This window comes from Chryseobacterium oleae (assembly GCF_900115055.1).
Classification (GTDB): domain Bacteria; phylum Bacteroidota; class Bacteroidia; order Flavobacteriales; family Weeksellaceae; genus Chryseobacterium; species Chryseobacterium oleae.
Genome location: NZ_FOVD01000002.1, coordinates 141,654 through 155,781, shown reverse-complemented (window position 1 = coordinate 155,781; position 14,128 = coordinate 141,654). Strand labels below are relative to the sequence as shown.

15 protein-coding genes are annotated in these 14,128 nt (G+C 37.4%); 6 read left to right on the top strand and 9 right to left on the bottom strand.

The window, feature by feature from the left end; translation table 11 throughout:
- Positions 1 to 44: 44 nt before the first annotated feature.
- From BM143_RS07895 to tssO, 3 genes are read right to left on the bottom strand one after another with little or no spacing between them, the layout of a single operon-like run.
- Positions 45 to 953 carry a PKD domain-containing protein gene (locus tag BM143_RS07895; RefSeq protein WP_090024015.1) on the bottom strand — a complete coding sequence of 303 codons (909 nt, stop codon included), beginning with the start codon at positions 951 to 953 and terminating at the stop codon, positions 45 to 47.
- 49 nt (positions 954 to 1,002) lie between these two features.
- On the bottom strand, positions 1,003 to 1,527 hold the full coding sequence (locus BM143_RS07890; RefSeq protein WP_090024014.1) for a type VI secretion system transmembrane protein TssO: 525 nt from the start codon (positions 1,525 to 1,527) through the stop codon (positions 1,003 to 1,005).
- 20 nt (positions 1,528 to 1,547) lie between these two features.
- Complete coding sequence (gene tssO / locus BM143_RS07885) at positions 1,548 to 2,081, bottom strand: type VI secretion system TssO (protein WP_090024013.1); 534 nt, start codon at positions 2,079 to 2,081, stop codon at positions 1,548 to 1,550.
- 180 nt (positions 2,082 to 2,261) lie between these two features.
- Here tssO and BM143_RS07880 point away from each other — a divergent pair, with 180 nt between their 5' ends.
- From BM143_RS07880 to BM143_RS07855, 6 genes are all read left to right on the top strand, one after another.
- Complete coding sequence (locus BM143_RS07880) at positions 2,262 to 2,933, top strand: response regulator transcription factor (RefSeq protein ID WP_090024012.1); 672 nt, start codon at positions 2,262 to 2,264, stop codon at positions 2,931 to 2,933.
- A gap of 138 nt (positions 2,934 to 3,071) precedes the next feature.
- Complete coding sequence (locus BM143_RS07875; protein WP_002984212.1) at positions 3,072 to 3,362, top strand: HU family DNA-binding protein; 291 nt, start codon at positions 3,072 to 3,074, stop codon at positions 3,360 to 3,362.
- A gap of 366 nt (positions 3,363 to 3,728) precedes the next feature.
- Positions 3,729 to 5,288 (top strand): Rne/Rng family ribonuclease, encoded by a 1,560-nt coding sequence (locus tag BM143_RS07870; protein WP_034728517.1) that lies wholly within the window; start codon positions 3,729 to 3,731, stop codon positions 5,286 to 5,288.
- Positions 5,289 to 5,361: 73 nt separating this feature from the next.
- Positions 5,362 to 6,783 (top strand): T9SS type A sorting domain-containing protein, encoded by a 1,422-nt coding sequence (locus BM143_RS07865; protein ID WP_090024011.1) that lies wholly within the window; start codon positions 5,362 to 5,364, stop codon positions 6,781 to 6,783.
- 97 nt (positions 6,784 to 6,880) lie between these two features.
- Complete coding sequence (locus tag BM143_RS07860) at positions 6,881 to 7,351, top strand: OsmC family protein (RefSeq protein ID WP_090024010.1); 471 nt, start codon at positions 6,881 to 6,883, stop codon at positions 7,349 to 7,351.
- A gap of 225 nt (positions 7,352 to 7,576) precedes the next feature.
- On the top strand, positions 7,577 to 8,227 hold the full coding sequence (locus tag BM143_RS07855) for a response regulator transcription factor (protein WP_228384056.1): 651 nt from the start codon (positions 7,577 to 7,579) through the stop codon (positions 8,225 to 8,227).
- A 402-nt stretch (positions 8,228 to 8,629) separates the two neighbouring features.
- Here the strand turns inward: BM143_RS07855 and BM143_RS07850 are convergent, their stop codons facing one another.
- The 6 genes from BM143_RS07850 to BM143_RS07825 all read right to left on the bottom strand — a co-directional run bounded on the left by BM143_RS07850 (position 8,630) and on the right by BM143_RS07825 (position 14,084).
- Complete coding sequence (locus BM143_RS07850) at positions 8,630 to 10,141, bottom strand: carboxypeptidase-like regulatory domain-containing protein (RefSeq protein ID WP_090024009.1); 1,512 nt, start codon at positions 10,139 to 10,141, stop codon at positions 8,630 to 8,632.
- A gap of 11 nt (positions 10,142 to 10,152) precedes the next feature.
- Positions 10,153 to 11,517 (bottom strand): CsgG/HfaB family protein, encoded by a 1,365-nt coding sequence (locus BM143_RS07845; RefSeq protein ID WP_090024008.1) that lies wholly within the window; start codon positions 11,515 to 11,517, stop codon positions 10,153 to 10,155.
- A gap of 25 nt (positions 11,518 to 11,542) precedes the next feature.
- Entirely contained in the window at positions 11,543 to 11,953 is a 411-nt protein-coding gene (locus BM143_RS07840) for a curli production assembly/transport component CsgF (protein ID WP_034728526.1), read from the bottom strand.
- A gap of 11 nt (positions 11,954 to 11,964) precedes the next feature.
- Entirely contained in the window at positions 11,965 to 12,699 is a 735-nt protein-coding gene (locus tag BM143_RS07835; RefSeq protein ID WP_228430725.1) for a curli production assembly/transport protein CsgE, read from the bottom strand.
- 7 nt (positions 12,700 to 12,706) lie between these two features.
- On the bottom strand, positions 12,707 to 13,105 hold the full coding sequence (locus BM143_RS07830; protein ID WP_090024006.1) for a hypothetical protein: 399 nt from the start codon (positions 13,103 to 13,105) through the stop codon (positions 12,707 to 12,709).
- Positions 13,106 to 13,265: 160 nt separating this feature from the next.
- Entirely contained in the window at positions 13,266 to 14,084 is an 819-nt protein-coding gene (locus BM143_RS07825; protein WP_090024005.1) for a hypothetical protein, read from the bottom strand.
- Positions 14,085 to 14,128 lie beyond the last annotated feature (44 nt).

The following is a 14,128-nucleotide window of genomic DNA, read 5'->3' as shown; positions in this document are numbered from 1 at the left end:
CTATTTTATTTTAATGATTGGTGTGTCCGGAAATCCGGATCCTATTATTTGCTTTGGTTGATGTCAACTTTTGTTACACAGCTCTGCCTGTCGTCAAAGTTTACTTTTACAGTCTGGATCACAATATTTTTGTCAAACTGAAGTCCGGCACAATACATATAGAAGTTATTGGCTTTACTGTCGCTTACTTTTACCACTGTATTTTCATTGTTACACAGATATTTATTCAGCAGGTAGTTGTAATGCATATTAAAACTGTTCCCGTTGGCAATCTGCTGCAGGTGGTATTTGAAATCGTCGTCAATCAATTTGTAAGAATCTTCTACAGGTACCTCTTCCTCTTCTAAAGAATTATAGGCTGGAACAATTCTGATATTGTGATAAATAGGCTCCTCGCTTTCCTCTGTGTATAATGCTACACGGTAGTCTCCCGGTTTTTTGTAAGAATAGAAGGCTACCTTATCTTTGGAATCTGTATTTCCCGTTTCGCCAAACTTCCATGCAAAGCGTGTTGCATCTGAAACAGCGCGGAACTGTACATTTTCATACTGTCTGGCTTGTGCATCAGCTTCGATCATTGTAACGCTCTTTATCGTATCTTTTACCTTCTGGGCTCTTGACGATACCATTACCGGGAAGGTTTTGGTATACTTGCTATCGATAATCAAACTGATCAGATAGTACCCTGGTTTGTTGTAAAAGTGGATTCCTGTGCTTTTGTCGGAGGTTGTCCCGTCTCCAAAATTCCATTTTTTAGTTTTGGCAAACTGGGTTTTGTCCTCAAATAACAGCGTATCTCCTACTGATAATGAGGTGGGGTTCACGATTCCTACAATATCATCGGCAGAATGGATGACTTTTTTCTGCAGCCATAGCGCAACGAGGGCTGCAATGAGCAGCGTTGCGATAACACCGATAATAATGTTCTTTTTGTTTTTTTGAAAATAATTCATAGTTAAGTGATTGTGATGTGTTTTATTCCTTTAATGTTTATTTCTCTGATTACTGAGTTCTTTCCCTTCTTGCATTTTCTCTTTCATTAATGTAGCTCTGCTTGTTTTTAAAGCCAATTCTACAGTCTTCAACCTCCTTGTCAAATCTTTTTACATCTTCTGTGGTTATGGAAATAATTTTTTTGTCGTCAAAATACATTTTGTAGAATTTTGCGATCTGTGGATAGGCATCTTTACGGATATCCACAACATCTTTACCATGAAAATAGCTCGCAAGACCATTGATGTCCTGAGAGATATTATCTTCCACAAAAGGTTCCGGAGCTTTATCTTTGATTCTGCTGATCCTGATATAGGTACTGTCCATCACAGGCTGTAAGATTTTCTGCTGGCTTTCGAACGCTTTTTTCTGTTCAATACTCTCTATTCCTCTTACATCCTCATCTGAAAATGGAGATTCAAATCCTTTTAAAAAGATGATCCCGAGGAATATCATAGCCGCTAAAAGCATCAGTATTAAATAAAGAAACTGATAATGCCTTTCTTTTTTGGATAATGTAATATGTCCCTGCATAAGTTTTCTTTTTTTCTTAATTATCTTCCTTTAGGCCCTGTAAAATGTCTCGTAGGATCTTTTTTAAGCTCCTTGTTTGCTTTTTGCATTTTCTGCAGGCATTCATCAAGATCTCTGAGAACAATCTTTTTATCGTACTCTACCTCCAGAATATTGTTCTTTAAAGTCAGCATAGACCCTATCTGTTTCATCAGAACTGCATAATGTTTAAAATTATCAGCACTGTCCTTGCCCATGGCATTTCTTGCATCCGCTACATCATCCATAATGCTGGTTTTAAGAAAGGTTTCACTCTTTACTTTACCTTCATTTAGCTGGTTCATCTTGTTGTAGATATTTTCTACATGATCTCTAAGAACATCGCCGCGGCGCATCAGTTCTTTATAAGCGTCTGCTTCTCTGGCAATTCCTTCCCGTTGTATACTGTAGCTTTTAAAAAAGAGAAATAAACACAGAAAAGATACCACCGACAGAACGGCGAAAGATAGAATAAACTTCCAAATGCCTACTCTGACGTCAGATTTGTTTAATTTTTTTTCCCTGTTAGAAGACATATATTTGCGATTTGTTTGGCCTGTGAAAATATAAAAAAAAAATTTTATGCACAATACGTATTTTCCCTAAGGTAATTTCGGAAAAACCCTATTTAACCTAAGTTTAATTTCCACTTTCATTAGTTTTTCCTAAATTAGGCCTCTGAATTTTAAATATCCTATACCAAATCGATATTAAAAGTGAGTAAATTATTATCAAACACAGTAAGGTTTTCTATAGCTGACAGTGATTTCTACTTTAAGAAGATCATGATCAAAACGCTTATGGAAAATCCCTTCTATATGCTTCTGAATGACTGTAACAACGGCCATGAGCTTGTGAACAGGATTTACAGGAGACAGGAAGACGTGTTTATCATAGAACTGTTTATGCCCGTGCTAAGCGGAATAGAAGCCATCAAATACATCCGTAAAAACAATACGGAAACTCCTATCGTTACTTATTCCAGTACGTATCAGGAAGATATGGCTGAAATTCTTTCAAAAATCCCCAACGTTTATTACTGCGAAAAAAAGAGTACAATCATCAAAGATCTCATCAAGGGCAGCATTGCTTCAGATAGCTTCGATTATGAAAAATACTCCAAAGAATGGGAGCAACAGCCACTCGCTGTACAGAATTATATGGAAAGGCAGAAAAAAGGTCAGGAAGAGCTTAGCCCTACCGAAATTCAGCTGATGAAATTTTGTTACGAAGGCTACAGCAACAAAGAAATTGCAGAAAAACTGAACCTCAGCGCACGTACCATCGATACGTATATCAACAGGTTGACGGAAAAACTGGGACTGAAGACAAAACTGCATCTCATCCGGTTCTGTGTGGAAAACGGCTACTACAATTCCAGCATGTAGAGAGATTTAATGTAATATTAATATTGGGTAAACAAGAAAACTCCAACTCTTTAAACAAAAATATTTTGCCACTAATTTGCTAGTATTCAATTTTTTTAACTAAATTTGCACACCTAAAATTTAAAATTAAAAAAGGAAATGACAAAGGCAGAATTGGTAAACACCATCTCAAATAAGTTGGGAACAGAAAAGAATGAAACACAGAAAGTTGTAGAAGCTTTTATGCAGGAGATCAGGACTTCTATGTATAATGGGGATAACGTTTATCTGAGAGGTTTTGGATCTTTTATCATTAAAACAAGAGCTGCTAAAACAGGAAGAAATATTTCTAAGAACACTGCAATTGAGATTCCTGCTCATAACATTCCTGCTTTCAAACCTTCAAAATCTTTTGTAGAGAAAGTAAAAACTAAAGTCGCAGTAAAATAAAACATTAACTGAATATTAACTAGTTACTAAAAAATTAAAATTATGCCAAGCGGAAAGAAAAGAAAAAGACACAAGGTTGCAACTCACAAGAGAAAGAAAAGAAGAAGAGCAAACAGACATAAGAAAAAATAATCTCTTTTTCTCGAGATTTACAATATAATAATATAGTTGGTGTTTTTAATTATTTAAAGTTCACCGACTATATTTTTGTTTGCAACTATAAGATTCCGGGGCAAACATGGGCTTTTGCAGATATTTTTAAAAAGATAGAGCATTTTCGTTCAAAATTCTTATATTTAGTATTATTTATCTGCTAAAAAATACGCCAGTTCCCTATAATCTTAATAATTTTTATCTTATAACAAAATGAAGAAAGAACTAATAGTTTCGCATGAAGATGATCTTACAAAGATTGCACTGCTGGAAGACGGAAGACTATGTGAACTTCATGAGCAAGAGGACAAAAGCGAATTTATAGTTGGAGATCTGTTTGTAGGAAGAGTAAAAAAACTGGCACCTAACCTGAATGCAGCATTCGTAAATATCGGGTACGATAAGGATGCATTCCTGCATTATCAGGATCTGGGACCACAATATCTTACCTACAGAAAGTTTTTAAAAGATACTATTTCTAAAAAACAGAGCACTTCAAGCTTAAAAAATTTCGAGATACAACCCGAAATAGACAAAAACGGAACCGTAGACAAAGTCATTGCAAAAGACGATCTCGTTCTGCTTCAAATTACCAAAGAACCCATTTCTACAAAAGGTCCCAGGATCTCTACCCAGGTTTCTTTGACAGGACGTTTTCTGGTCCTGATCCCTTTCGACAACAAAGTTTCCATTTCCAAAAAAATCAGAACCACTGAGGAAAAAGAAAGACTGAAAACCCTTATCGATAGCATCAAACCAGAAGGTTTTGGTGTCATCATAAGAACAGTAGCGGAAGGAAAAAAAGTAGCAGACCTTCACAATGACATGAATCAGCTGATCCAGAAATGGGAAACTACATTCAAAAACATTCAGAAAAGTAAGGTTCCAGCCAGAGTTTTAAGCGAAGAAGACAAAGCTTCAGCTATTTTAAGGGACAATTTCAATCAGGATTTCGTGAGCATCATCTGTGACGATGAGCAAATGGTAGACGAAATGACCAACTATGTGGAGGTCATAGCCCCTGAAAAAAAGAATATTGTTCAGTTTTATAATTCCCACATTCCTCTTCTCGAATATTACAACGTTGAAAAACAGCTCAAACAGAGTTTTGGTAAACACGTTAATATTCCAAGTTCAAAAGGTGCTTACCTCGTTATTGAACACACAGAAGCCCTCCACGTCGTTGACGTCAACTCCGGAAACAATATCACTACCGGAACCGCCGTAAACAAAGAACACGCTCTGAAAGTGAACAAGATGGCAGCCACCGAAATTGCCAGACAGCTTCGTCTCCGGGATATGGGAGGCATCATTGTAATCGACTTCATCGATATGCAGAATCCCGACCACAGAAGGGATCTCTACGAACACCTGAAAGAAGAAATGAAGCGCGACAAAGCTCGCCACAAAATTCTTCCTCCGAGCAAGTTTGGACTGATTCAGATCACCAGACAAAGAAACCGCCCGGAAAAACAGATTGAAACCAAAGAAGAAAACCCGAACAAAGACGGAGAAATCGTAGCTCCGATCGTAATCGTGGAAAGAATGGGTGAAACTCTCAGAAGCATCCTGCAGAAAGAGAAAGGAAAGATTTTCCTGCATGTACACCCTTTCGTGGAAGCCTACCTTACCAAAGGCATCAAAAGTATCCAGATGAAATGGTTCATTAAATACAAAAAATGGGTAACCATCATCCCAAGGGATTCTTTTAAATATTTAGAATATAAAATCTACAATTCGAAGAAAGAAGAATTGATAGAATTTTCTAATTAAGACAAAATTTAAACCTCCGGCTCCGTGCTGGAGGTTTTTTGTTATATTTGCAATCTTAAAACACACGTACACAATGACAAAAAAATTATTTCTTGTACTGCTTCTTGCGGCACAGGTTGCTTTTGGGCAAATTCTATCATACGACAATTCTTTTGCTTCAAACGGAAAATATACTCTCACAAGTGCTAATTACTATGAGACAAGAATTGTTCAAAATTCAGATAACAGCATTTATTTTACTTACGCAAAAGACAATCCCTCGCTGGCAGGCCCTGAATGTGCTATATCTAAACTTAATGCTAACGGAACAGTTGATACTTCTTTCGGAAATAACGGAGAGACAATAATTAGTAATTATTTCAGTGCCGTACAAAGTGAGCTAAAAAAACAAACAGACGGTAAAATTCTCGTCATGTGTTTTTATACTAATGGATCTGCTATTGTGAGATTACTTCCAAACGGACTACTCGATACAACATTTGGAATAAATGGAATTGCTAAAATTGAAAACATCGGAACAGATTTCAACAGTGTAGGTTATGGCTTTTATCTTCAAAATGATAAAATAATAGTTTACGGACAAGCAACATCCGATCCTGGACCATATATTCATTATAAAAGCATTTACCGATTAAACAGCAACGGAAGTATTGACACCACTTTTGGAAATAATGGTTCTTTCCATACTCCTGGAAATTTTATATTCTTAGATAATCAATCCAATATTATTAGCTTTATCAGCAATCACAATAATACAAACGTATATACGTATGGTGCTTTAGCAAAATATGACAATAACGGACAAGCTCTTACGAGTTTCGGAAATAATGGTATTTTAGCTTTTACATCAGATCCGGGAGGTGCTGGTTCTGCTTTTATGGATAGCAATAACAATATTGTATGTTCAAATATAAATAATGAAATCTTTAGAATAAAACCCAACGGAGATCACGATAATACTTTTGTGTTTGATAGCAATTCCTTCCCTTTCAACGTAATGGCATTATCGTCCATAATTACCGAAAAAAATGGGAATTATTATATTTCCGGATTAACCGGATCGATGGGTGAAACATTTTTTATTTCTAAAATTACATCAACCGGAGCTGTTGATTCTATCTTTAATTATTATTCTGAAACAACAGGAACACCAAATTTTATTGGTGAAATGATTATTAACGACAGTAGTATTATTACTACAAAAGGCGCAAATAATATTTTAAAATTTACGTTGAATACTTCTACATTATCTGTTTCAAATCATACAAAAACAAATATCTCCTCTATTTCATTTGAGAATCCTGTTAAACAAAACTTAGTTTTCAGCACAAAAGAAAAAGTAAGTAAAATAGAAATTTATTCTATTAATGGAAAAATTGTGAAAATTTTAAAAGATAACAATACCAATCTTTCAGAATTATTAAAAGGAACTTACCTCGCAAAAATCACATTCGAAAACGGAACAACAACTACAAAAAAACTTATAAAGAATTAATTTTAATTTATAAACTCTTTTTAACCATATGAAAAGGTATTTACTTAATTTTAGTAAATACCTTTTTTATTTTTCAACTTAAACAAAAAATTAAAGAATGAGCAAAGAACATCATTACAAATCAACAATCATCTGGACAGGAAACAAAGGAAAAGGCACCAGCAGCTACAAAAACTACGAAAGGAGCCATACCATCCATATTGAAAATAAAGCCGTTATTGAAGGCTCTTCTGATCCCGCCTTCCGTGGAGATAAGACCAAGCATAACCCGGAAGATCTGTTTCTTTCTTCCCTCTCCTCCTGCCACATGCTCTGGTATCTTCATTTCTGTTCTGAGGAAGGCATCATTGTCACTGATTACGCAGACGAAGCTACCGGAATTATGACTGAAACGGCTGATGGCAGTGGAAATTTCACTTCAATTACTTTACACCCTACTGTAACTGTTGCGGAAGAATCTATGGTGGAAAAAGCGAAGGAGCTTCATCATAAAGCAGGTCAGTTTTGTTTTATTGCCCGCTCGGTGAATTTTCCGGTGAAACATATCCCTACCGTGTTAGTTAAATAATTTTTATTTTAGATTCAATAACACCAAAACACTCACTAATACAACATATTAACTACAATAACTCTAAAATTTACATTCAAAACTCCACGATAAGAGAATTATTTATCAAATAATCAATAAAAATTCAATTTTACGATCATTTATTATGTAAAAAATTACAATTAATTGTTATTTTTATGTAAAATGTAAAGTTTTTTTTATATTTTTATATAAACAAAACTAACCATGATGAAACCGAGATTAACCATTTTTGATGAGCCATTACTGTATACAGAAGGTTTATCAAAACTGCTCTCACAGAGCAAAATTTTTAACACGATTGACATTTGTAATTCTTATGAACCCTTATTTGAACAATTAAAAGAAGATCCCCCTGAAATCCTGGTCATAAGCTCCAATATGCTGATGCTTACCGATATTTTCAGACTCGTAGAAGACATTACCTCAAAAGACAAAAAAATCAAGATTATTGTCATAGGCAATAGTTATGATATGATTGACATCCGGAAGCTTTTTAACAAAGGTATAAAGAGCTATCTTGACAAAAACAGCAGATACGATGAATTCCTGAAATCCATCAATGCGCTGCTCTTGAATGAGATCTATATCTGCGACAACGCAAAAGAAAGAATGATCAACTTTATCAGCAGTGAGGAAGGAAAACCCAATCCTCACATCAAAGAACCTCTCACACGCAGAGAAATGGAGATCCTTAAACTGATATGCGACGGCTTCAGCAGCAAAGATATTTCTGAAAAACTTTTTATAAGTATCAATACCGTAGAAACCCACCGCAAAAGAATTCTTCTCAAATTAAACGCAAAAAATTCCGTAGGAATTGTAAAATATGCCTTAGAAAACCACATTATTGATTGATGAAACCAATTTAGTTTAACCTCCCAAAAAAAATCCAAACCTTCGGTTTGGATTTTTTTTGGGAGGTTAAACGCTCTGGTCAATTTTGTTTCGCAAGTGAAAGGTAAATGAGAAAATCTTTAGATACTAGATTCCAGACATCAGACATCAGATTTCAGATATTGGGTATTAGTACTGGTGGCTTCGGTAACCTCAGCCACCAGATACTTGTCCTTCATTCAATATTCCCAGATATATAAGGTTTAAAGCTATTAAAGTATGATTTATAATTACGAGCAACAATCAGCTGTCAGCCAGCAACTCTCTTACTCTCTTACTCTCTTACTCTCTTACTCTCTTACTCTCAAACCCTCAAACCCTCAAACTCTCCTACCCTCAAACTCTGCGACTCTCAAACGCAAACTACTCATAATCCGGCATTTCACCGTTACTGAAAAGAGACGCTCTCGAAAGATCAGTCATAGTACTGTTGAGATCAATAGCCATTACGTTTTTCTGAGAAATATTGTCGTTGGAGGTGTTCATAAAGATAATCTGGGCATTGTTTGGAGAAAACCTTGGATCAAGATCGTTGGTTCCGAGCGGTTTTTCGCTTTCCGCAGAAATATCGTATACGGTGTCGGTGGTTATATTATAGATGAAAATATGAGAATCGAGCTGGCGATAATTGCCGCTGCCATCCTGATATCCCGACATATCTCTTGTGTATACGAGCATTTGTCCGTCTACAGAGAAATTGAGTCCGCCTGAGGCTCCTGCTGATCCTGTCAGAATCGTTTTTAAAACACTTCCTGTCATATCAATGATGTAGATTTTTGTATTATAACCGCTGTAATCATTCGTTTTTACGGCGATTCTGCTGCCGTCGTAGCTCCAGTCACATTCAGAGATCATGCTGCCGTCCGGAGTTGTGTATACCAGTGTAAGGCCGCTGCCGTCTTTATTGATTCTATATAATTTATTGAAATTGGAATAGAGAATTTCCTGGCCGTTGGTACTCCATGCGAAATCCATTTCATAATTATTAAAACCGGCTGCCGGTACTGTGGTTACTTTAAAAGGATTGGATCCGTCGGGGTTTACTGTGTAAATATGGGTACTCCCGCCTTCGGTCCTCAGAAATGCAATCAGTCCTGCATTATTATTTTTTCTCGGCCTCCAACTGTTGTAGGACGAATTGGTCAGCTGAAAGCTGTTTCCCTGTCCGTCCGTAGACATGATGACGAAATTACCGTTCTGTTTCTGTACATAATGGTAACGGTTGGCCGGAACCGTATTGGTGGTAAACTTACTGATGGAACTTAAAACTGGCGGGTGAATGCCGTCCGAAACAGACACCTGCCAGAAGTAACTAACACCAAACTTCAAATTTGAAAGCGAATAATGCTTCACCGTCAAATCATTAACCTGAATCACATGAGTATCGAGGTTATTTTTAATTGTTAAACTATATTTTAAAACATCAGCCGTATCAGGATCTGTAGCAGTCCACGTCAGTTCGACGTTCAGAGGCTGGTTCACCGCATTGTCTACCGGACTTAGCAGCTGCGGTGCGGAAGGAGGAGAATTAAGTGATTCATCATCGTCCATTTCAAAAACCACGGTGACTATCTGGTTTTGGGTTTGCATATTAACACCCTGAAAAGTGGTAATATAGCCGGACAGTTCTGCTTTCACAGAATAATTTCCAAGCGGCATGGCAGCAATTTCGAATGTACCGTCTGTCCCGCTAAAAACCGTCTGTGTAGTGGGTGCTGTAAAAATTTTCACATTAGGAATGGGCACATTGGTCCCTCTTTTTACAACTTTTCCTTTCAATATTCCTGTCTGAGCCTGTTCCACAAGATCTTCATCGCATGAAAACAGACAAAAAGTGAGGATCAATATGCTGAGTATTTTGATTAAAGTTTTCATAGTTCATGTTTTTATTTGTTTCCAAGGTAAAAATTGATTCCAAGTGCAAAGCGGAGTGCCTGGTCTTTTCTTTTTCCATTGACCAAACCTTCCCAGTTATCTTTAAAACCGATATCATACTGCGAGGAGGCCCGGATTGCGGTATTATTCCCGATCATGTATTCCAGTCCGCCACCCACCTGGCCCTTGTACTGAGGTTTGTATTTTGAAAACATAGCGCCCGCACCGCCATAAACATAGGGGCTGAATCTGTATTTTGGGAACAGAAGAAACTCCAGATTAAGCTCGGGAACTATATAGCTTCTTTTAATAATATTCTTATTCTCTAAAGTGAAATAGCCAACGCTGGTTTCAATATTGAAATTGGGACTTATAAAGTATTTCATCCCCAGTTTTCCACCTGCATTCATTTTAGGATTGACGTAGTCATCTTTGATTTTCTGAGCTTCCACATTAGCAAAAACGGACATTTTTTGTCTGTAATTTTCCGGAAATTTATTGCCTACCGTTCTGCCTATATTGTCTTCCTGTTCTTTATTGTAATCATTGATCAAAGCCTGATAACCCGTTAAGTTCTCAGATGCTTTACCCCATATTTTATCCCTGATCCCTTCAACGATTAAGGATCTTACCGCTTTTTCAATAGCTTCGGTTACAGCAAGCTGCACCGGTTCATTTTGAGTAAGTCCAACTTCAGCTTCCAGAAGTCTTTCCGTATCAATATATCTGAAAAAACTTCCGTTGACGCTTGTAGAAAGAATGGTTTTGGAAATATAAACGGTTTTAAGAATTTCACCGTTCAGCGTGGAAACAGCCCGCAGATAAATGGTAATTCTGTCCTGGCGGTATTGTGTAGAAGCCCCTATTCCGAAATATCTTGCACCGAGGCCTCCGGTCATGACATTGCTGTCGTAAGAGATCACGCCGCCTTCAAGAAGAATTCCTGCGTAAAGAAGTGGCGGAAGAGACTGACTGTTTTTATCAGCATCTTTGTTGTATTCCTGTCTGGTGGACCGGATGATCTGTCTTTCGTTTAAAAGATTGGCGATATTTTCCCTTTCAATAGGGATAAACCACCGGCTGTCTTCCAGTGCTTTGATCAGAATGGTGGTAGTTCCCTGCGGAACAGCCGTACTCCAGTTGTTGCCGTTTTCAGACGGTTTATACTGGCCGGTCTGGTCTCTGAATTTGTAGACGCCGATGACGATTTTTTCTTTGGGAAGCGGAAGGTTTTTCAATTCCGCGGTAGAGGGAGTAAGCTCTCCCATAGTGGATCTTTCAGGATCGGAAGGAAGACCCAGTATCGAACTGCAGGCCTGCATTATACACAGCAGGAACGTACAGAAAAAAATTCTGGTGTAAGTGTAAGTTCTCATGGTAAGTCTGGTTTTTAGTTATTTTTTATTTTGGAATGACGATCTCGGACTGATCACCTGAACTGGTATCCAAAATATTGATCAAAAGTCCCTGGGCTGTAGTGGTAATCTGCAGATAAAGCGAACCGAAAAGATAATTTCCGGGCTTCAGGCTGCCCTCCCCGAACTGATCTTCAAACAATTTCCTGGACAGCTCACTCAGTACCTGCCTGTTGAGGCTCTGACTGAAACTGTCTAGAGAATTAACGTTATCGAGCAAACTGCTGTAATCATCTTTTTCATCAAACTGATTTTGGGCATTTGCTGAACTTAAAAGCCACTGATAGTTAAACGTATCTCCTCCGAATGCCGGATTGATGGGCTTATAAACGAGCTGCTGAGATTTTCCGGAGAAAATACCCGCAATAAAGGTCAAAATAATGATAAAAGTTTTCATGGCGGACGTTTTTAGTAGATGAATTCATTTTTAATGAGGTTTTTCTTTGCATTAAATTCTTTGATATATTTCAAGCTGGCTGCCAGCTGTTCTTTCAGGTAATCTTCGCTTGGGTTGGTCATAAAACTGTAAATCACTTTGTCATCAATCTGGATGTTAATCTGACCACTGGTCCCGCGGAGAGGAAGCTCGGAAATAGTCACTGCACCACTGCTTTTATCAGGAATCTGGCTGTACTGCATATAAAAAAGATCATAAAAGTCTTTTCCTACCTTTGTTTTGGTTTCATCAATGGTGAGCCCTTTCAGTTCAAACACGGCATCTTCTTCTACTTTGGCTGTTTTCTTTTTGAACAGATCGGTATTAATTTCAAGACTGTCTTTCGCGATCATTTTCTGGGTTTCTTCATCTTTTACGTAGAGGAAAGCTTTCAGAGCATCTTTCGGTTCAAGATTCACATTGATCTCAGATAAAACCTTTACTTCATTGGGATTGATAGAAAACTTACCGTTTTGCTGATTATTGGAAAGATTGCCGGCATTTCCTTTTTTAATGGAAACCAATAGATAGTTCAGCTCTTTGTATACGGAAGTATTATTGGTAACAACGGCTTTGAGATTAATCTGATTTTCGAGGATGCTTTTTTCAATCCTTGCGTTCACTTTTTTATCTTCCTGCCCATCAACCGTCGCAGACAGGAAGATAAATAAAGTGCACAGATTTAAGGAATATAAAAATTTCATCATGTGTGTTTTAATAATTTCTCATGAAAATGGTTTTGTTGTCACCTTTTACACTGATCTGCATTCCGTCTGAGATGCTGTTGCTTCCGGTAATATCAATAATATTGTTATTTCCCTGAGCGGTAATGGCAGTTTTGGTTTCTTGATTTGTAAATGAATTAATGAAAAAAAGTGTATTGAAGTCTCCCAGTTGCTGAATGGCAATATTGGTTTTAGCATTAAGAGAAAGTTCAGCGCTATTGTTATCTCCTATCTGGAGAACGCTCGAGCCGTAAAGCCCCTGCTCTGTCTGCTGTCTTGCCATAAGATCAAGAACCGTACTGCTGTTGAGCTTATCCCAGTCTACCTGCTGTGCCTGCACAAACAGTCCTGCGAAAAGTGTAAAGGCACCCCACCCGATTTTCAACATGGTCTTAATTTTTAATAAAGGTACATGAATAGAGTATTTGGAAAAACACACCCAGCAGGTACAAATATAAAATCACGGTTTCCGGGTATGTTAATCGTTGAAAGCTTAAAAAAGGAGAAAACCGCAGTCTCTCCTTTTATGCTTGATTACAGTACATGAACTAGTTGGATTGGTTAACAATCATTGAGTTTCCGTTACCCATCTGAGTTCCTACGTGGATGTGAGAATCTCCACTTTGAGCTACCCAGGTAAAGTTATTGTTACCCATCTGAACATCAATCGCTGTATTGGAATCTCCTAATTGAAGTTGGTATAACTGGTTACTGTTTCCAATCTGAACTCCCATAGCCATATTGTCATCACCTACCTGAACTGAAGCGGCAATATTATTGTTACCACCCTGATCGTGTGTTGCACTGTTATCATTACCATCCTGATATTGCACTAAAAGGTTATCATTACCTACCTGAAGACCGCTGGCGTCATTTCTTCTTCCAAGCTGAACCTGATAAGCATCATTTCCGTTACCTAACTGAATAGCAGAAGCATCATTTCTTCTTCCATCCTGATATTGTACTACTGCGTTTCCTATTCCCAGCTGTAAAGAAGAGGTCTCATTTCTTCTTCCGATCTGAGTCTGTTCTGTGGAGTTTAATGCTCCCAACTGCCAGGTTGTTGCAGAGTTTCTGTTTCCTGTCTGGCTTACATCATTGGTATTACCGATCCCGGCTTGATCTACGTCTATTGAGTTTCTGTTTCCAATACTTTCAGCAGTATTAATATTCAGAATACCTACCTGATCGATATCTGCCGTATTACGGTTTCCATCCTGTGTTAAAGAGTTGATGTTTAAAAGCCCTGTCTGGTCAACAGTAGCAACATTCAAGTTTCCAATCTGGGCAGTAAGATCAATGTTTGATTGTGCGAAGCTGAAACTCATGGCCATTAGTGTAAATACACCTGTGATAAAGTTTTTCATTTTGGTAAAATTAATTGGTTAATAGTATGACAAAGGTATACGCT